This is a genomic window from Nocardia sp. X0981, assembly GCF_977089955.1.
Map to the genome: position 1 here is coordinate 922,226 of NZ_OZ372435.1, position 18,906 is coordinate 941,131.

An 18,906-nucleotide genomic window follows, 5' to 3' on the forward strand; every position below is an offset into this window, starting at 1 on the left:
TGAGGCCCGTACGGCGCGCCGAGGGGGATTCACACCCATTGCACGAGCTGATAGACGATGCCGTTCGGATCGGTTGTCTGGAAGTAGCGTTCACCCCATTCCTCGGTTTCGATCGGGGTGACGATCGGAACGCCCGCCGCGCACAGCCGCGCGTATTCGGTATCGATATCGTCCACCACGAATACGACGAGCAGACCGTCGCCCGCCGGTCCGGCGATACGCGCCGGTTTGAACGTGGACAGGCCGGTGCGCAGGTAGATGAGGTTCACCTTCGCCTCGGGATGCCCCAGGGATATGAATCCGTCGGCCGACATGCGCTCGGTGAATCCGAGGTGTTCGGTAACGAACGCCGCCGAAGCGGCGGGATCCGCGACGTTGAGAGAGATAGCTGTTTCGGTGATGCGCATGCGACCTCCGTAGGAAAAAACACCGTATGCTGTACGTAGTTTTACCCGATCCGAGCTCGCCGCACCTCATGACATACGTCACAGTGCGCACACCCGGATTACGGAACTCCGGCCGGAGGTTGCGAGCGCACACCGTCCGCATTGGCTAACCTGCAGCCATGTCTGACGCTCTGGCGCCCGAAAAACCCACGATCGCACTGGTACTCGGCGGCGGCGGTCCCGTCGGCATCGCCTGGCTCGCCGGACTCGCCACCGGGCTACGGGACGCCGGAATCGAACTCTCACTGGCCGACCGGATCATCGGCACCTCGGCCGGCGCGATAGTGGGCTCGGTCATCGCGGCCGACGCGGATCTGTCCACCCTGCTGGCGCCCCGGGCGCAACCCGCCGAACCGACGGAACCGGTCCGCCGCGACTACACCCCACTGCTCGAGATCTCCTCACTCCTGCGCCATATCGATCAGGACCGGGAGCTGGTACTACAGCGGGTGGGCGAACTGGCCATGGGCGCCGATACCGGCGATCCGGCGATTCATCTGGACCGCATCGGCTCCCTGGTCGGATTCGCCGACTGGCCCGAACGCGAACTGCTGGTCACGGCCGTGGACATCGGTACGGGCACGCTCACCGCCTGGACCCGCGGCGGCGCCGCGACCCTGGTCGAGGCACTGGCCGCCAGCACCGCGGTCCCCGGTGTCTTCCCCCCGATCGAAATCGCGGGCCGGCACTACATCGACGGCGGCGTGCGCTCCACCATCAACGCCGATCTCGCCGTGGGTTACGACGTGATCGTCATCATGGAACCGCTGGCACATGTGTATCCCCGCACCCGCGCCGACCGCGACCTGGGCCCGGCCCGGGAGATCTCCGTGGGCCCCGACGACATCGCCGTCGCGGCATTCGGCCCCGACCTGTTCGCCAGCGCCGCCCTGGGCCCCGCTTACGAATCGGGGCTCCGCCAGGCCGGGCCGGCGGCCGCCGAACTGAAGGATGTCTGGCCGGCCGGACCGTCCGCCTAGCCGCCGGGACGAACCCGCGCTCAGATCGCCCGGGGGCCGCGCGCGGCCCGCAGGCCGCCGCGAGGATTCCCGGCGCGGCCGGCCGGCTGGATCAACGCAGCGTCGATACCGATCCGCTGGGCGAATTCGGCGAGACCCGGGGTACCCGGATCCATGCTGAGCAGGTCCGTGGTCGTCGACCGGACCGAACGATAGTTGTGCACCTGGTCCGGTGCGAGCTCTTCGGCCCGCAACAGCAGAGTGAGAGCGCGATCCGGGCTACGCCGCTGGGCCCAGGCCCGGGCCACGTACAGGAGAAGCCGGGCATGGTCGGTCTCCGGAAGCCGGTCGGTGTCGACCTTGCCGGCCAGCCTGATCGCGGTTCCGGCATCGCCGAGTTCCACCGCGGCGCCGACTTCGCACAGGTCGACGGTGGTGGGCCCGAATACCGTGTGATGGTCGCGGCGGTCCGTTCCGAGCTCCGCGGCGAGCTCCCGGGCCCGGTGGAGCAGTTCATGAGCCCGGTCGGCGTCTTCGGTCTTCGCCGCGATGACGGCCAGTTGCAGGGTGAGCGCGCCGTACACACAGAGAGCACGCGGGTCGGCCGGCCCGGCCGGTTCCGCCAGTGCCGCGCATGCGGTGGACGCGATATGTTCCGCCTCGGCGAGCTGCTGGGCACGCTGGAAGATCAACGTGAGGTGGTAGGCACCCGCGGCCACCAGCACCGGGTCGGCGCTGCGCTGCGCCTTCGCCATCGCACGCTCGGCGGCCACCCAGGCGGCATCGAACTGCTGCAGGTCGGCCAGCGCGATACCCAACGCCGCATAGGCCTCGGCCAGCAATTCGGCTGCCCGGGACGCACCGTCGCGGGCAGCCGCCGATTCCAGTTCCGGAACCAGCTGTTCGAGCAGGCGCAGCAGATCACCGTAGCGGGCCTGCCGGGTACGGGCCCAGACGCTCTCCACGGCTTCGGCGAGACGCTGCGCATCGAAATCCACCGGACCATCGGTGATCATCGCTCGCAGCGGGTGATCGGCGGTGAGCAACCGGCGCAGCCCGACGGCCTCCTGCGGGATGCGCGCGGCGCGGGCGACGGGAGCGCTCGGCACCAGCTCCGCGACCGGCATATCGAGGACTTCGGCGATCCGTTCCAGCACATCGAGGGCCTTCACCGGCCGGACACCGCGCTCCACCTGGGACACCCAGGCTTCGGAGCGTTTGATCAGCGGCGCGAAATCTCGCTGCGACAGGCCTTTTCGTGAGCGATAGTAGGCGATCTTACGACCGATTCCCGACCCCTGATCCGTGGTCACCCGCGGACGCCCTGTATTGCGCCACCACCCGGAAACAGCGGGGCGGGACATACGGACAGTGCGCGCACGCGGCCGGGTGACCGGGGATCGAGGTCTGCCGCGGCTCCCGAACCGCGCGGATCCGCGGGGGGCACCGGTTCGTACATGCACGGCTCCTTCGGTGCGCCATCGTAGGACTTCTCCGACTTTGCGCCGATCCTAGCCAGGATTCGCCTGCCCCAGAAGTGGTTTCCTTTTTTCGCGAATTCCCGGAACGCCATTTCGGGCCTATGGTTTCCCGCCCGGAAATCCGGCTCGACCCCACCGCCGAGGACCCTGGAACCGGTGCGCGGAGCACCGGCCTGCGTAAGTGGCGACCGTATCCGGCTCCTGCTATACAGCTGGGATGCGGCGATGGATGGCCGGGGCGGCGACCGGCCTCGTTCTGGTACTGGTCCTGATGCTCGGCGGCTATCTGGCGATGAACTCGCGAACCTGGCAACTGACCGGTCAGCTGGTCGACCGGGTGGACACCGACGAGAAGATCGTGGCCCTCACGCTGGACGACGGACCGAGCGACCGCGCCGGCGAGGTACTCGATATCCTGGCGGCCGCCGATATCCCGGCCACCTTCTATCTGAACGGCCGCGATCTCGCCGCCCGGCCGGAACTGGGGCGCGCCATCGCCGCGGCCGGCCACGAGATCGGCAACCACACCTATTCGCACCGGCGCATGGTGCTGGTTTCGCCGGAAACCGTCGCCGACGAGGTGGAGCGAACCGATGCCGAGATCCGCAGGACCGGGTATCAGGGCGAGATCACCTTTCGCCCGCCGTACGGCAAGAAGCTGTGGACACTACCGAACTATCTGGCCCATCACGGCCGCACCACGGTGACCTGGGATGTGGAACCGGAGACCGAGAACAGCTCCACCGACGACATCGTGGCCGCCACGGTCGAGGCAGTCCGCCCCGGTTCGATAATCCTCCTGCACACCATGTACGGAAGTGGGGCGTCCCGTGCCGCCATCGGGCCGATCGTCGCGAAACTGCGCGCCGACGGATACCGCTTCGTCACCGTCTCCGAACTGTTCGCGTGAACCGGCGCACCACGGTCGTGAAACGCCGCGACCGGCGATGGGCGAGACGAACCCCCGGCGAGTAGGTTCGAAACGGCGCCGCGAGCGATATCCGCGATCGGCGCGGGAAGACCGATCCCACTCGAGAGGTGCACGTATGGTTTCGCCGTCGCGACCACGGATAACGCCCGGCCGGCTGCGTGAGCTGGGGCCGGTCAACTGGGTGCTCTGGCAGGTGCTCTCCCGCGCTTCCGGTACCGCGGACGCGCAGTTGTTCAGCACGCTCGGTCGTACCGGACGGCTGTTCCGCGGCTGGCTGCATTTCTCCGGAATGCTCATGCCCGCCGGGCGGTTGCGCCGTTTCGATAGCGAACTCGTGATCCTTCGGGTCGCCCATCTGCGTGAATGCGGCTACGAGACCGATCACCACATCCGTCTGGGCCGCCGGGCGGGTATCACCGCGGAAATCCTGGAGCGGATCCGCGTCGGAGCCGAGGCCGAGGGCTGGACGGATGAACACCGGGCCCTGCTCACCGCGGTCGACCAGCTGGTTCTGCAGCGCGATATCGACGACGACACCTGGGATCGGTTGTCCAACTTTTACGACGATCGCCGGTTGATCGAAATCGTGCTGCTGGTCAATCAATACGAGGGTCTGGCATCCACCATCACCACCCTGCGCATCCGGCGCGACGAGTTCCGGCCAGGGCGTCCGGCCGGACCCGCTAACGGCCACCGGTGAACGAAGCCGCCGGAAGGAATATCTCGTGCCCGGAATCGAACCGGACCGAAACCCCCTCCGCGCGCCAGTGCACTGCCGCCAATTCCGGGTCGCGGTCACCGAGGATCTCGAAATACACCGGATGCCCGTACCCGAGGCCGGGGTCGCGACCGACCATGACCTCGTCGGCGAGACGGCGGCGCAACAGCCAGCTCTCGCGCCGCACCAGCCCCACATGGTAGAGCGACCCGTCGTATTCGATGGTCCGCGGCTGCGTTTCGATACGCACCCGCTCGGAACGGACGAGCTGGGTATCGGCGAAGATCGCGGTCACGGCGATCAGGAGAAGCAGCAGCGAGGCGATGACGACCGCCGCTCGCGGCGGGCGAGCCGGCGAATCAGGAGACACAGCCGGAATATATCCCGCGGCACGGCGCGAGGCGACGCGAGCGGTACGGCGAGGATCATTCGCCAGCGGGTCGCGTAGGTCAGCGGAGCCTTGCCGATGGTGGCGGCGAATCGCCGCGCCGGGATCGAATGGCGGATCGAAGCGTGAACCGTACTACAGCGAACGCGGCGATGGCGGATATCGCCGCCGAGGTTCTCCTCGGGGCGGGCGTCGGGGTATGAACCGCTCGGTGACGCTGCCCTACTCGGCTTCTCGCCGCGGAGAAGAGCTCGGTACCGCCTGTCCGGAAGCGGCGGCCCGGAAAACCTCCGCAAACTCCTGGCATCGCGAAACCCGTTACCGGACCGGGCAACGGTGGGCGAGCCGCCGGTGCGATGGCCACCCGGCAACCCGTGGTCGCCGGGTCCCCGGAAAGCGCACGGCCCGGCGCGGTATCACCGCGCCGGGCCGGCTCGCGGGTATTCACGCGCCCCGCGTAATGGATCAGAAGTTGATCATATGCCCGGCCAGTCCGTGGATGGCCTCCTGTAGGGCTTCGCTCAAAGTGGGGTGCGTGTGCACATTGCGGGCCAGTTCGTTGACCGTGAGGTCCCACTTCTGCGCCAAGGTGAGCTCCGGCAGCAGTTCCGAGACATCCGGGCCGATCAGGTGTCCACCGATCAGCTCCCCGTACTTGTTGTCCGAGATCAGCTTGACGAAACCGGTGGCATCGCCGAGACCGTGCGCCTTGCCGTTGGCGGTGAAGGGGAAGGTCGCGACCTTCACGTCGTAGCCCTCGTCCCGCGCCTGCTGCTCGGTGAGCCCGAAGCTGGCCACCTGCGGCTGGCAGAAGGTGGCGCGCGGCATCATCCGGTAGTCGCCGAGGGTCAGGGTTTCCGCGCCGCCGATGGTTTCGGCCGCCACCACGCCCTGCGCTTCCGCGACGTGCGCGAGCTGCAGTTTCGCTGTGACATCGCCGATGGCGTAGATATGCGGCACATTGGTGCGCATATTGTCGTCGATGGCGATGGCGCCGCGGTCGGTGAGCTCGACGCCGGTGTTCTCCAGCCCGTAGCCCTCCACCCGGGGCGCGAAGCCGACGGCCTGCAGCACCTTGTCGACCGTGACGGTCTCGACCGAGCCGGACTTGTTGTCCTTGATCGCGACGGTGACCTTGGCGCCGTCGTCGTCGATGGACTGGACCGCGGCTCCGGTGGTGATGGTGATGCCGAGCTTCTTGTACGCCTTGGTGATCTCCTTGGAGACATCGGCGTCCTCGTTGGGCAGCGCCCGGTCGAGGAATTCGACGATCCGCACGTCCACGCCGTAGTTGCGCAGGACGTACCCGAACTCCATCCCGATCGCGCCGGCGCCCACGATGAGGATCGAACCGGGCAGGTCGCGGGTGAGGATCTGCTCCTCGTAGGTGACCACGTTCTTGCTCAGCGAGGTGCCCGGCAGCAGTTTGGTGACGGTGCCGGTGGCGATGATGACGTTGTCGAAGGTGATCGACTCGGTCCCGCCCTTGCCGAGTTCGACCGAAAGCTCGTTGGGTCCGGTGAACGACCCCTTGCCGTCGTATTCGGTGATCTTGTTCTTCTTCATCAGGAAGTGGACGCCCTTGACCCGGCCGTCCGCGACCTTACGGCTCCGGTCGTAGGCCGCCCCGAAATCGAACGACGCCTCCCCGGTGATGCCGAAGGTTTTGGCTTCCTTGGTGAAGATATGAGCGAGCTCCGCATTGCGCAGCAGCGCCTTGGAGGGGATGCAGCCCACGTTCAGGCATACGCCACCCCAGTATTTCTGCTCGACGATCGCTGTTCGCAGGCCGAGTTGAGCGGCGCGGATCGCGGCGACGTAACCGCCGGGACCAGCACCGAGAACGACGACATCGTAGTGGGAAGTCACGATGTCGAGCCTAACTCTCTTCACTTCGGGCAGGGCCACCCGCCCGCCTCCCGGTGGTGAGCACACCGGAAGGCCCGGATCCCGCGAACAGCGTTCGCCCGGCCGGGTACCGGATACCCGGCCTCAACCGAGCAGGAAGGCTACGAGGAACCCGGTCGACGTCGCGATACCCACCCACCAGCCGCCCTCCCGATACGCCTCCGGCATGAGCGAATCGGCGAGGACGGCGACGGTGGCGCCGCCGGCGAAGGCCTGGATGGCACTGATGGGGGTGGTGGTGAGGTGATCGGAGAGCCCGTGTCCGGCGACGGTCACCACGACCAGTGCCGCGCCGGTCAGGACCCACAGCAGGAACACTCTGCCGCGGGCGATATCGCGCTGCCGGTGCAGGATGGCCGATCCGCCGATCGCCTCGGGCACATTTCCCGCGGCGATGGCGACGAGGAGAGCCAGACCACCACCGGAACCCGAGGAGACACCGAGTGCCGTGTTCTCCGGGACACCGTCGAGAACCGTGCCCAGCATGAGCGCCCACCCCACCGCGGTCGCACCCTCGCGCCGCTCGAGCAGCCGGTCGGCGCCGACGTACACGGCAGCGCCGATCACGAGGGCCAGACCCGCCGTCACCGCTCCGGCCTGTACGAAGGCGGGTTCGAACAATTCGTTGGTGACCGCGGCGATCATGGCGCCCGCCCCGAAGGCCATGAGCGAGGCGAGCAATGGGGCGGGCAATGTGGTGCGCAGGCCGATGGCCGCACCGATCACCAATGGAATTGCCGTACCGAGCCCATACAGCAGTGCGGTTCCCATAAGGTGAACACTATGTGTTATGGGGTTATTGCGAAGCTCGTGCCGGACCGAAAGAAATTATTCTAGAATTTCCCTCTAAAATAAAGCCGCGCGGGCGGTTCGGATATTTGTCCGATTCGACTGCCCCCTCCGTGACCGGACCTGCGAGTAGCCAACTCTCGGCAAACGCCCAGCGTGCTACCGGTGCGCTACGAAAGAGCCCATCGATGATGAGAGGGGCCGGATTTTCGGTATTGTCTGGCGCGATGTCACAGGAAGCGAATTCGGGACGAAGGTACGCCGGCCAGCCCGTAGAAGATCGGCAACGCGAGCGACGCGCGCGTTTTCTCGAATCCGGCCTGACGGTTTTCGCCCGCGACGGGTATGCCAATAGTTCGGTCGGCGCGATTTGTAAAGACGCGGGGTTGTCCTCGCGCCAGTTCTACGAGGAGTTCACCGGCCGTGAATCCTTACTTCTGGAACTCTTCGCCCTGATCGACCGGGAATCCCGAGACGCCGTGCTGGCCTCACTGCAGCACAGCGCCGAAGATAGTTCGCTGAACCGGATCGATGCCGCGATCCGGGCCTATGTGCAGTCCATCGGCACCGATATGCGGCGGGCTCGGGTCGTGCTCGTCGAAGTCGTCGGCGCCGGAAACAAAATGGAGAAGATGCGCACGGAATCGCGCCGCGCCTGGAGCGCGGTGCTGGCCCAGGCCGCCGAGGACGCGGCGCTGCACGGCGAGATCCCGACCGGCGACTACGACATGCGCATGCTCGCGATCATCGGCGCGGTCAACTATGTGGTGGAGGAATGGAGCGGCAGTGCGCCCAGAAAACCGCTCGACGAGGTCATTCACGTACTGAGCCGGATCATCGCCGGCGCCGTCCGGGCCTGAACGCGGCGGCTTCCGGTCGCCCCGTATTGCGGCTAGCCTCGAGGCGATGGAAACCGTTCCCATCCAGATGCCGGACGGCAGCACCGTGCCGGTGCGGCTGGTCCCCGCCGCGGGCCCGCACCGGCACCCGGTGGCTCCGGACACCCCGCGTCCGGTGCTGGTCGTGATTCCCGGACTCGGGGTACCCGGCGAGTTCTATCTGTACTTCGCCCGGGAACTCGCCCGCCGCGGTATGGATGTCGCGATCGGCGAACTGCGCGGTAACGGCGACAGCCTGCCGAAACCGAGCGCGGCCAGCTCCTACGGTTATCACGAACTCGCCGCGGTGGATTTCCCGGCGATCTTCGAGGTGGTACGGGATCGCTTTCCGGGCGGTACCCCCTACCTGCTGGGCCACAGTATGGGCGGGCATCTGGCGGTGCTCTACGCGGCCCGGGTACGTGGCCGGCTCGGCGGCCTGGTTCTCGTGGCCTCCGGCACCCCCTACTACCGCGGTTTCCGCGGCTTGTTCGGTCCGGGCGTGTTGGTCGGCACCGCCGCGGTATCGCTCACCGCCAATCTCGCCGGGGTCTGGCCGGGCGACAAACTGGGCCCCAACGGTTTCGGCCGGCAGTCGAAGGTACTGATCTCCGACTGGGCCCGGCTGGCCCGCACCGGCCGGTTCGCCCCGGCCGGTGCCGATATCGACTACGAGGAGCGGATCTCCCGCCTCACACTGCCCGTACTCTCCATCACCATGACCGGCGACGAACTCGCCCCCCGGGCCTCGGCCCGGCATCTCCTCGACAAGCTGCCCGCGGCGGACAAGACCACCTGGCACGAGCCGCGGCGGCTCGGGCACAACGGCTGGATCCAGGAGCCGAGCAGTGTCGCCGACCGGATCGAAACGTGGTTACGCGACAGGTGACCGGTACACGGTCATACCGAAGTCCGGCCTTCGACGAGCATCTGGGTGAAGAATTCGTAGATGAGGGCCGCCTGGAACGCCGACTGTTTGTTGTCGGCGGCACCGCCGTGCCCGCCCTCGATGTTCTCGTGGTACCAGACCCGATGCCCCTGCGTCTCGAGCAACGCGGCCATCTTGCGGGCGTGCCCGGGATGCACGCGGTCGTCCCGCGTCGAGGTCGTGAGCAGAATAGGGGGATACGCGGCGCTCGCCCCGGTTTCCATCGCTTTCTGGTAGGGCGAATACCTGCTGATGTAAGCCCATTCTTCGGGCACATCGGGATCACCGTATTCCGCGACCCAGGATGCCCCGGCCAGCAGCAGATGATACCGCCGCATATCCAGTAGCGGTACCTGGCAGACGATCGCCCCGAACAACTCCGGATAGCGAGTGAGCATCACTCCCATCAGCAATCCGCCGTTACTGCCGCCGACCGCGCCGAGTTGCGGCGCGGTGGTTATCCCGCGTGCCACGAGATCACGGGCAATCGAGGAGAAATCCTCGTACACCTTGTGCCGGTTGGCTTTCTGGACCGAGGTATGCCATTGCGGCCCGTACTCTCCGCCGCCGCGGATATTGGCCATCACCCAGGTGCCGCCCCGCTCCAGCCACCCCATCCCGGAAGCACCGCTGTAGGCGGGAGTCCGCGACACCTCGAAACCGCCGTACCCGGACATGACGGTAGGTGCCGGCCCCTCCCGGTGGTCCCGGTGCCGGATCACGAAGTACGGAATCATCGTCCCGTCGTCGGAGCGGGCGAAGAACTGTTCGGTCTCGATACCGGATGCGTCGAAGAAGGCCGGCTCCTGCTTCCATTCGGTGACCGCCGCGCCCACCGAACCCGCCAGCAGTGTGGTGGGTGTGGTGAAACCGCTGGTCATCAACATGAAATCGTCACCGCCCTCGAGCGGGTCGAGATTCATGACGTTGGTGGTGGCCATGGCCGGGGCATCGGCCAGCGGTTCGGTGCGCCAGCCTTCCTCCCCGGGGGTGAGCACGTACAGCTTGGTCTGCACATCCTCGAGGGTCACCAGCAGCAGATGATTCTCGGTCCAGCCGTAACTGTGCAGCGAGGTGTGCGCGTCCGGTTCGAACAGAACCTCGAATCGTCTCTCCCCGTCCAGGAATGCGGGGAAGTTCGTGGCGAGCAGCGCACCGGCGGGATAGGTGCGTCCGCCTACCGCCCAGGCGGACTTCAGCCGCACCAGCAGCCAGTCCTTGTACCACGACTCGTCGGCGTCGGAGGGGGTTTCCAGCTGGGTCAGGGAACCGTCCGGCCCGAGGAGGAACACGTCTTCGTTGAAGAAGTCGGTGGCCCGGCCGATGTAGTGCCGTTCGTAGCCCGGCGTCCGGTCGTAGCCGGCCGAGACGGCGACATCGCTCACGGCGCCCTCGAAAACGGTTTCGGCGGCCTCCAGCGGTGTGCCGCGCCGCCAGCGTTTCGCGAGTCGCGGGTAACCGGAATCGGTGAGGGAACCGGGGCCGAAATCCGTTCCGACATACACCGTATCGATATCGATCCAGCTGATCCGGGATTTCGCCTCCGGGAGGAAGAATCCGCCGTCCGCGGGTGCGACGAACGCCCGTGTCCCGAGGTCGAATTCACGCACCACCTTGGCGTCCGCGCCACCGCGGGAGAGGCTGATCAGCGCCCGGGACTGTTCGGGGCGGAGCACGCCCGCCCCGCCCCACACCCAGTTCTCCCCTTCCTCCGCGGCGAGTGCGTCGAGGTCGATGAGGACATCCCAGTCCGGCTCGGCTTTCACATACTCCGCGAAGGTGGTGCGCCGCCACAGCCCCCGTGGATGCCGCGCGTCCCGCCAGAAGTTGTACAGCCACTGCCCGCGCCGTCCCGGAAAGGCGATCTTGGCGTCGGTGTCGAGCATGTCCAGGATCCGCCGCTGCAGCGTATCGAACCGGTCGGCGGCGGCGAACCGTTCCAGCACGACCTCGTTGTGTGCCCGGGCGAAATCCAGGGCCCGTTCGCCGGTGACCTCTTCGAGCCAGAGATAGGGATCGGCCTCGCTGTCCTGTACACCACCACTCATCCGACCATTGTGACCCAGCGGAACCACACCGCGGCCACCACCGGCACTACTCGCGCCCCCGCGTCTTCTCCGCGGCGAAGGTGGGCGGTATCTCGTTCCTGGCGGTGTCGAACAGTTCGGCGCAGCGGGTGAGCAGCCGGCACAGTGTTTCCCGTTCCGCCTCGGTGAATCCGTCGGAGACCGAACGTTCCACGGCGATCGCGCGGGCGTCGGCGTCGCGCATCACCGCTTCGCCCTTGTCGGTCAGCCGGGTTTCCAGCATGTTCTTGTGCCACGGATGGGGGGTGCGCTCGATCAGGCCACGGTCGACGAGGTTGGTCAGCACGGTGTTCATTGTCGGCGGGGTCACCCCGCACAACCGGGCCAGTGCCGCCGCGGAGATTCCCGGATTGTCGGTGAGGAACAGCAGTGCGGCGTATTGCGCCTCGGTGACGCCCGCCGGTTTCAGCACGGCGGACTTGGCCGCGGTACGCGCTTGCTCGGCACGTTTGACATACGAACCGATGCGTTCTTCGGCGGGCATGGACGTCATGCAGGCATGGTATCCAGCCTCCCTAGCATTAGAGCCTTGACTGACATTAGACCTCTAATCTAATTTAGGGTACGCACTCGTCAGGTATCCGTCTCGATTGGTCCACAGGAAGGCCGAAACATGCCCCACTCCAGGTATCCGCGCTGCTCCACAGCCTTTTTCTCGATCGCCGCCGCGCTCGCTCTCACCGGATGCGGCCACGCCGCGGCGCCTCCACAGCCGAGCCGTATCGATACGGCCTTCGAACTCCCCGGCGAGCGCGTCTACCCGGAGGGAATAGCGGTCGACGAAACCACCGGCGACGTCTACGTCGGCTCCTTCGCCGACGGCACGATCTACCGCGCCGGCCCCGGAGCCCACCGCGCCGAGACCTACCTGCCCGCCGGAACCGACGGCCGCCGGACCGCGAACGGACTACGAGTGGACCGGCACGGCCGGCTCTGGGTGATCGACTCCACCACCGGGGTGGCCGTCTACGACACCGGCTCGCGCGCCCTGCTCGCCCGGTTCGAGGCAACCGGCGACGCCCCGCGCTTCGTCAACGACATCGCCCTCGGTCCGGACGGTTCGGCGTATCTCACCGACAGCCGCCGCGCGGTGGTCTACCACATCACACCGGACGCCCTGGTCCGCGCGATCGAGACCGGCGGCCACGGCACCCTGGACCGGTCCTTCGATCTGCGGGCGGCGCTGGAACCGTACGATCCGGAGACATACACCCTCAACGGCATCGTCGCCGACGCCACGGGCTCGTACCTGCTCACCGTCGACTCCACCGGCGGTGGCCTCTACCGCATCGACCTCACCTCGGAGACCGGGCGGGTCCGCAGAGTGACGCTCGACGGGGGTGACCTCGCCCTCGGCGACGGACTCGTTCTCGACGGCACCACGCTGTGGGCGGCACACAACACCGACAACACCGTGACCCGGTGGACGGTATCCGCCGACGGCACGACCGCTACCCGGACCGCCGTCCACCGTGACGACGCATTGGGGACGCCCACCACACTGGCCCGCATGCCCGGATACAACCTGGTGGTGGCCTCCCAATTCGACAGAGGCGGTCCACTGGGGCCCGGTACACCGGATACTCCGTTCCGCGTCCTCTCGGTTTCGGGTATCTGAACACGTTGGGCGCCTCGCCTACGAACCGAGGCAAAAGAGTTGACCTACAAGCTACTCGAGGCCGCCGAACCACTGACACACAGGTGACCCGCTCCCCGTGAAGGCGACCAGCTCAGGTGGTCGCGTTGCGGATGGCCGGTTCCAGATCTCCATGCCACCCGACCGGCAACCGCCGAGACGCGACCGGTCTCTCCGGCCGTCAGCCGGATGTACCGGTTACGAAGACCACCCGCTGCCCGGTGATCCGGGCAACAGTCGCGAAATCGGTGTCATCGCACAAGATGGTGAGCCGGCTGTGTTCGGCGGTTGCCGCGATGAGGAGGTTCACCGGACCGGCCGAGCGGTGGGTCCCCTGCTCCGTCATCAGCTGCTGAACCTCTTCGGCACGCTCGTAGGCCCGAGCCGACATCGGGGCCCGGCCGAACAGATCATGTAGCAACCGCCGCTTCTCGAGCCGGTCGGCCAATGATCGAGCCGAGTACAGGAATTCGAGTTCCACGATCGGACAGGTGGCGATCACTCCCGCGGCCAGTTGATCGGCCCACGCCTTCCGGTAGGGCTCCTGGAGAATTCGGAACAGCCCGGAAGTATCGAGGAGGTAGATGGCGGGGGTCACCGGCGGTAGGACGCCTTGTTGTCGAGAAATTCGTCGAAGTCGCCCTGGTCCGCCATTTCACCGAGGCGCGCAAGGGCGCGCATCCGTACCAATCGTTGGCCGACCTCGCGAAGGGCGGCATTGACCGTGTCCTTCTTGGTCTTGGTACCCAGGACCTCCGCCGCGATCGCCAGCGCTTCGTCATCGATCTCGATCGGCGTCTTGGAAGATCCCATGGCCACCCACCTTCCTTGGATATCCCCTATATCAGACACAGACGTCCAGGACACCGCGTGAGCTCGCGGCGACGCAGACGACAAACGGCCGTGGGCCGGCCCACCCGACGGTGGACCGGCCCACGGTTCGAAAGGTTCGCCGAGCGGCGGGACTCAGAAGTCCATACCACCCATGCCGCCGGTCGGATCGGCCGGCGCGGCGGCCGCCTTCTCCGGCTTGTCGGCGACAACGGCCTCGGTGGTCAGGAACAGGGCCGCGATGGAGGCCGCGTTCTGCAGGGCCGAACGGGTGACCTTGACCGGGTCGGCGACACCGGCGGCCAGCAGGTCCTCGTACTCGTTGGTCTGGGCGTTGAGACCCTGACCGGCGGGCAGGTTGGCAACCTTCTCCGCGACCACGCCGGGCTCGAGGCCGGCGTTGAAGGCGATCTGCTTCAGCGGAGCCGACAGCGCCACCTTCACGATGTTCGCGCCGGTCGCCTCGTCACCCTCGAGCTTCAGATCGTCCAGCGCGGGGACGGCCTGCAGCAGGGCCACGCCACCACCGGCGACGATGCCCTCCTCGACGGCGGCCTTCGCGTTGCGGACGGCGTCCTCGATACGGTGCTTGCGCTCCTTGAGCTCGACCTCGGTGGCGGCACCGGCCTTGATCACCGCGACACCGCCGGCCAGCTTGGCCAGCCGCTCCTGCAGCTTCTCGCGGTCGTAGTCCGAATCCGAGTTCTCGATCTCGGTGCGGATCTGCGCCACCCGGCCCTTGATGGCCTCCGCGTCGCCGGCGCCCTCGACGATGGTGGTCTCGTCCTTGGTGACGACGACCTTGCGCGCCTGACCGAGCAGCTCGATACCGGCGGTCTCCAGGGAGAGGCCGACCTCTTCGCTGATGACCTCGCCACCGGTGAGGATGGCGATATCGGCGAGCTGGGCCTTGCGGCGGTCACCGAAGCCCGGAGCCTTGACGGCCACGGACTTGAAGGTGCCACGGATCTTGTTGACGACCAGGGTCGACAGGGCCTCGCCCTCGACGTCCTCGGCGATGATCAGCAGCGGCTTACCGGCCTGGATGACCTTCTCCAGCAGCGGCAGCAGATCCTTGACGGTGGAAACCTTCGAGCCGACCAGCAGCAGGTACGGATCCTCGAGGACCGCTTCCTGACGCTCGGGGTCGGTGACGAAGTAGCCCGAGATGTAGCCCTTGTCGAAGCGCATACCCTCGGTCAGCTCCAGCTGGAGGCCGAAGGTGTTGCTCTCCTCGACGGTGATGACGCCTTCTTTGCCGACCTTGTCCATGGCCTCGGCGATCAGCTCACCGATGGACGGGTCGCCCGCGGAGATCCCGGCGGTGGCGGCGATCTGCTCCTTGGTCTCGACCTCCTTGGCGGTGTCGAGCAGCTTGGCGGTGACGGCCTCGACGGCCTTCTCGATACCACGCTTCAGGCCCAGCGGGTTCGCGCCGGCCGCGACATTGCGCAGGCCCTCGCGCACCAGCGCCTGGGCGAGCACGGTGGCAGTGGTGGTGCCGTCACCCGCGACGTCGTCGGTCTTCTTGGCGACTTCCTTGACCAGCTCGGCGCCGATCTTCTCGTACGGGTCCTCCAGCTCGATCTCCTTGGCGATGGATACACCATCGTTGGTGATCGTGGGGGCGCCCCACTTCTTCTCGAGCACGACGTTGCGGCCCTTCGGCCCCAGCGTCACCTTGACCGCGTCGGCGAGGCTGTTCAGACCCCGCTCGAGGCCGCGACGGGCCTCTTCGTCGTACGCAATTGTCTTGGCCATTGCGGTGAGATCCTCCAAGTAATGAGGCTGACACACAGGATGACCGCCTTGTCGGGTCACCCTTAGCTACGCTGTGGCCAGGCTCGGTGCCCGCGACGGACGACCAGGGGTGTCGTGTACCCGATCTCACCGTCCCGACCTGGCACTCACCGGTCGAGAGTGCCAATGCCATTTTTAGCACTCGTCGATGGAGAGTGCAAGGTCGAGGGGGCGGGTCCCTCGGGAATCCCGGCCACCTCGCACCACCGGGAGCGGCGGACCATCTCGTCAGAGGCCGTCGGTCACCCGCAGGGCGAGAGCCAGGAAGGCATCGGCCCGGCGCTCCTCGGGAGTGCGGGGCTCCCCTTCGTCGACGGTGACGAATTCGGCATCGTGGAGCAGCAGCTCGGCTTCGACCCGCATGATGGCGCGAATGAACGGCGGCGCGACCTCGGGCGGCAGATCGCCGTTGACGATATAGCTCCCATCCGACAGGGACTCGGTGGAGACGTAGGACAGCGCGCGCAGCAGATCGTCCCGGGGCTCACCGGCCACCAGGTCGGAGTCCGTTTCATCCGCCATTGCTATAGATTACCGGGACACCTGCCTCGTCGGGTGTCCCGGTGCTCGATCCGGGCGCTTCCACGCCGCCCGTCCGGCCTACCGCTCGCCGGCGACGATCTGCTGGAGAATTTCGACCAACCGGGTCTCGATGGCATCCTTGCGCAGGCCCGCGTCGCTGAGGATCCCGGAACCGTTCTCCTGTTCCAGCAGCGCCAGCAGAATGTGTTCGGTACCGATGTAGTTGTGCCCCAGCCGTAGCGCTTCACGGAACGTCAGCTCCAGCGCCTTCTTGGACTCCCCGTCGAACGGCACCAGCCCGCTCATCTTGCCGGCCGCGGTGGCCGCCTTCAGCGCCTCCGGGGAAATCTCCGCGGCCGAGCCGGCCCCGGCGGCCGCCGCGGCGGCGTTCCCCAGGTCCGCCAGGGCCACCCCCTGGTTCACGATCAACTGGCCGGCCAGACCGTCGGCCTCACTGAGCAGCCCGAGCACCAGATGAGGCAGGGAGATCTGCTCACCACCGGCGATGCTCGCGGCCTCCTGGGCGGCCACCACCACCGCGCGGGCCCGCGGGGTGAATTTCGCGAAGCCGGCGTTGGGATCCATCTCCGCCGAGGGGTCACCCGGCGATTTGGGCACGAATCGCTTCTGCGCCGCCTGTTTGCTGACACCCATACTCGCGCCGATCTCGGTCCACGAGGCACCGGAGCGGCGCGCCTGATCGACGAAGTGGCCGATCAGATGGTCGGCCACTTCCCCGAGATGACCGGCCGCGACGACCGCGTCGGTGAGTTGTTCCAGCACATTGTCGGGCCGGGCTTTTTTGATGACCTCGATGAGGTCGTCCAAACGTACTGGCGAAGTCATGCGTCAACTATAGGTTGACGCATGACTCGTCGTCAACCAAAAGTTGACGATCATCCACCGTCAGGTACGGCCACCCGGACGACGCAGACGCAACCGCGAATCACTCCGGATCACCGGCCGGCGGATCTCCGGCCGGCGCAGCACCGGCAGGCGGCGATCCGCCCGGCGCTGAGCCCGGCGCTCCGCCGGTTTGTACTGCCAGGTCTCCGGACGGGCGGCCACCCAGCGCCGCGAATACCAGGCGAACGGAATATGACCCAGATACAGCACGATCAGCACCAGCAGCAGCACGATCGGGTAGGTGATGAGCGCCGCACCGGCCAGCGCCACCAGGACGAGCAGACCGGCCGCGGCCTGCGGTGCCACCGATACCGACTTCAACGCCAAGGTGGGGATGGTGCTCACACACAGCGCGGCGGCGAAGACCGTCCAGGCCGCGACCACGGGAAAACTGATCCACCAGCCGTCACCGAACTGCACATACACCGCGATCGGCGCCATGGCGATGAGCGCACCCGCCGGAGCCGGCACCCCGACGAAGTACTCCCGAGCCCAGTCCGGCCGCGTGTCGTCGTCCATCAGGGTGTTGAAACGCGCCAGGCGCAGCACGATACTCACCGCGAACAACAGCGCGATGATCCAGCCCGACCCGCTGCTCTCCCCGTCGAACAACGCCACGTAGAGCACCAGCGCCGGTGCCACCCCGAAGGAGATGGCATCGGAAAGCGAATCCAGCTCCGCACCGATGCGGGTCGTCGCCGACAGCAACCGGGCCAGGCGGCCGTCCAGGGTGTCCAGTACCGCGGCGGCACCGATCATGGCGAGAGCGATCTCCAGCTCGCCCTCCAGGCCGAACTTCACCGCCGACAGACCGGAGCACAACGCCAGAATCGTGACGATACTGGGCAGCAGCCGGATCGAGCGGCGCCGCCTGCCTTCGATGATCTGCTCCATCACGCACCGGTCGGCGGCAGGACCGCCAGCACCGTCTCCCCCCCGATGGTCCGCTGCCCCACGTTCACGAGCAGTTCGGTACCGGCCGGGAAGTACGTATCGACGCGCGAGCCGAACCGGATCAGACCGTAGGTGTCGCCGATGGTGACCCGATCACCGGCGGCGGCGTCACAGACGATCCGCCGGGCCAGCAGACCGGCGATCTGCACGACCACGACCTGCTCGCCGGCGGGGGTGTCGATCACCATACTGTTGCGTTCGTTGACCGCGCTGGCCTCCGGCAGGTCGGCGGATTTGAAGCGGCCGCGCTGGTAGCGCACCTCGCGTACCACGCCCGAGACCGGGGTCCGCTGGACGTGCACATCCAAAACGGAGAGGAAGATACTCACCCGCGGCAGCGGTTTGTCGCCGAGCCCCAGCTCGGCGGGTGGGGCGGCCGTATCGACGAGCGCCACTTCGCCGTCGGCGGGCGCGACCACCACGCCGGGACGGTTGGGCGGCACCCGATGCGGGTGGCGGAAGAACGTCGCGCTCGCCGCGGCCGCCACGAAACCGGCCCGGCGCAGCCAACGGCGTTTGCGGCTCAGGACCGCGACGGCCAGGGGAGCGGCCACGAAAGGCAGGCCGGCCGGATGTAGGGGCGGAATCGACTTCCGCACCAGGTCGGCCAGATGGCCCGGACCGGAGCGTTCCGGAGTGCCGGGCGGAGTGGGACGGCGTGCCACTTATTCCTCTTTCGTACTCGGTTCGTTTCGCGCGGACCTCCGGTGGCGGCCGGACACCCGCGGCATCCCGGCCGAACCC

Annotated in this window: 20 protein-coding genes; 6 read left to right on the top strand and 14 right to left on the bottom strand. The window is 67.1% G+C overall.

What is annotated here, in order from left to right; translation table 11 throughout:
* Nucleotides 1-29: 29 nt before the first annotated feature.
* Complete coding sequence (locus ACYR7D_RS03925) at nt 30-407, bottom strand: VOC family protein (RefSeq protein WP_459548261.1); 378 nt, start codon at nt 405-407, stop codon at nt 30-32.
* 158 nt (nt 408-565) lie between these two features.
* On the opposite strand from ACYR7D_RS03925, the gene ACYR7D_RS03930 reads away from it, so the two are divergent.
* Entirely contained in the window at nt 566-1,426 is an 861-nt protein-coding gene (locus ACYR7D_RS03930; RefSeq protein ID WP_459548262.1) for a patatin-like phospholipase family protein, read from the top strand.
* A 20-nt stretch (nt 1,427-1,446) separates the two neighbouring features.
* Here ACYR7D_RS03930 and ACYR7D_RS03935 read toward each other — a convergent pair whose 3' ends face one another.
* A complete protein-coding gene (locus ACYR7D_RS03935) occupies nt 1,447-2,718 on the bottom strand; it encodes a helix-turn-helix domain-containing protein (RefSeq protein ID WP_459548263.1) in 1,272 nt (423 codons plus the stop codon).
* A gap of 385 nt (nt 2,719-3,103) precedes the next feature.
* On the opposite strand from ACYR7D_RS03935, the gene ACYR7D_RS03940 reads away from it, so the two are divergent.
* Nucleotides 3,104-3,796, top strand: a complete 693-nt coding sequence (locus ACYR7D_RS03940) for a polysaccharide deacetylase family protein (RefSeq protein ID WP_459548264.1) — start codon at nt 3,104-3,106, stop codon at nt 3,794-3,796.
* Between the two features lie 136 nt (nt 3,797-3,932).
* Nucleotides 3,933-4,517, top strand: coding sequence for a carboxymuconolactone decarboxylase family protein (locus ACYR7D_RS03945; protein ID WP_459548265.1), 585 nt, complete (start codon nt 3,933-3,935; stop codon nt 4,515-4,517).
* Here the strand turns inward: ACYR7D_RS03945 and ACYR7D_RS03950 are convergent.
* The 3 genes from ACYR7D_RS03950 to ACYR7D_RS03960 form a co-directional block, all read right to left on the bottom strand.
* Complete coding sequence (locus tag ACYR7D_RS03950) at nt 4,501-4,905, bottom strand: hypothetical protein (protein WP_459548266.1); 405 nt, start codon at nt 4,903-4,905, stop codon at nt 4,501-4,503. The genes ACYR7D_RS03945 and ACYR7D_RS03950 overlap by 17 nt on opposite strands.
* Before the next feature lie 483 nt (nt 4,906-5,388).
* The gene (gene lpdA, locus ACYR7D_RS03955) at nt 5,389-6,792 is read right to left on the bottom strand and encodes a dihydrolipoyl dehydrogenase (RefSeq protein WP_459548267.1); all 1,404 of its coding nucleotides are present in this window, start codon (nt 6,790-6,792) and stop codon (nt 5,389-5,391) included.
* A gap of 123 nt (nt 6,793-6,915) precedes the next feature.
* Nucleotides 6,916-7,602: a ZIP family metal transporter gene (locus ACYR7D_RS03960; RefSeq protein ID WP_459548268.1), complete on the bottom strand. Its 687-nt coding sequence runs from the start codon at nt 7,600-7,602 to the stop codon at nt 6,916-6,918.
* Between the two features lie 245 nt (nt 7,603-7,847).
* On the opposite strand from ACYR7D_RS03960, the gene ACYR7D_RS03965 reads away from it, so the two are divergent.
* Nucleotides 7,848-8,480, top strand: coding sequence for a TetR/AcrR family transcriptional regulator (locus ACYR7D_RS03965; protein ID WP_459548269.1), 633 nt, complete (start codon nt 7,848-7,850; stop codon nt 8,478-8,480).
* Nucleotides 8,481-8,526: 46 nt separating this feature from the next.
* Complete coding sequence (locus ACYR7D_RS03970) at nt 8,527-9,387, top strand: alpha/beta hydrolase family protein (protein ID WP_459548270.1); 861 nt, start codon at nt 8,527-8,529, stop codon at nt 9,385-9,387.
* 11 nt (nt 9,388-9,398) lie between these two features.
* On the opposite strand, the gene ACYR7D_RS03975 is transcribed toward ACYR7D_RS03970, so the two are convergent.
* Together ACYR7D_RS03975 and ACYR7D_RS03980 are read right to left on the bottom strand one after the other, a co-directional pair.
* Entirely contained in the window at nt 9,399-11,474 is a 2,076-nt protein-coding gene (locus tag ACYR7D_RS03975) for a prolyl oligopeptidase family serine peptidase (protein ID WP_459548271.1), read from the bottom strand.
* A gap of 46 nt (nt 11,475-11,520) precedes the next feature.
* Nucleotides 11,521-12,006 (bottom strand): MarR family winged helix-turn-helix transcriptional regulator, encoded by a 486-nt coding sequence (locus ACYR7D_RS03980; protein WP_459548272.1) that lies wholly within the window; start codon nt 12,004-12,006, stop codon nt 11,521-11,523.
* 120 nt (nt 12,007-12,126) lie between these two features.
* On the opposite strand from ACYR7D_RS03980, the gene ACYR7D_RS03985 reads away from it, so the two are divergent.
* The gene (locus ACYR7D_RS03985; RefSeq protein ID WP_459548273.1) at nt 12,127-13,131 is read left to right on the top strand and encodes an SMP-30/gluconolactonase/LRE family protein; all 1,005 of its coding nucleotides are present in this window, start codon (nt 12,127-12,129) and stop codon (nt 13,129-13,131) included.
* 199 nt (nt 13,132-13,330) lie between these two features.
* Here the strand turns inward: ACYR7D_RS03985 and ACYR7D_RS03990 are convergent, their stop codons facing one another.
* The 7 genes from ACYR7D_RS03990 to ACYR7D_RS04020 form a co-directional block, all read right to left on the bottom strand.
* Nucleotides 13,331-13,747: a PIN domain-containing protein gene (locus tag ACYR7D_RS03990; RefSeq protein WP_459548274.1), complete on the bottom strand. Its 417-nt coding sequence runs from the start codon at nt 13,745-13,747 to the stop codon at nt 13,331-13,333.
* Nucleotides 13,744-13,962, bottom strand: a complete 219-nt coding sequence (locus ACYR7D_RS03995) for a type II toxin-antitoxin system VapB family antitoxin (RefSeq protein WP_459548275.1) — start codon at nt 13,960-13,962, stop codon at nt 13,744-13,746. Before ACYR7D_RS03995 ends, ACYR7D_RS03990 begins: the two co-directional genes overlap by 4 nt.
* Before the next feature lie 153 nt (nt 13,963-14,115).
* Nucleotides 14,116-15,741, bottom strand: coding sequence for a chaperonin GroEL (groL, locus tag ACYR7D_RS04000; RefSeq protein ID WP_459548276.1), 1,626 nt, complete (start codon nt 15,739-15,741; stop codon nt 14,116-14,118).
* A 267-nt stretch (nt 15,742-16,008) separates the two neighbouring features.
* Nucleotides 16,009-16,302: a hypothetical protein gene (locus ACYR7D_RS04005; protein WP_459548277.1), complete on the bottom strand. Its 294-nt coding sequence runs from the start codon at nt 16,300-16,302 to the stop codon at nt 16,009-16,011.
* A 78-nt stretch (nt 16,303-16,380) separates the two neighbouring features.
* Nucleotides 16,381-17,148: a Clp protease N-terminal domain-containing protein gene (locus tag ACYR7D_RS04010; protein ID WP_459548278.1), complete on the bottom strand. Its 768-nt coding sequence runs from the start codon at nt 17,146-17,148 to the stop codon at nt 16,381-16,383.
* Nucleotides 17,149-17,208: 60 nt separating this feature from the next.
* Nucleotides 17,209-18,102 (bottom strand): CDP-alcohol phosphatidyltransferase family protein, encoded by an 894-nt coding sequence (locus tag ACYR7D_RS04015; RefSeq protein WP_459548279.1) that lies wholly within the window; start codon nt 18,100-18,102, stop codon nt 17,209-17,211.
* Nucleotides 18,102-18,827 (bottom strand): phosphatidylserine decarboxylase, encoded by a 726-nt coding sequence (locus ACYR7D_RS04020; protein ID WP_459548280.1) that lies wholly within the window; start codon nt 18,825-18,827, stop codon nt 18,102-18,104. Before ACYR7D_RS04020 ends, ACYR7D_RS04015 begins: the two co-directional genes overlap by 1 nt.
* Between the last annotated feature and the right edge of the window lie 79 nt (nt 18,828-18,906).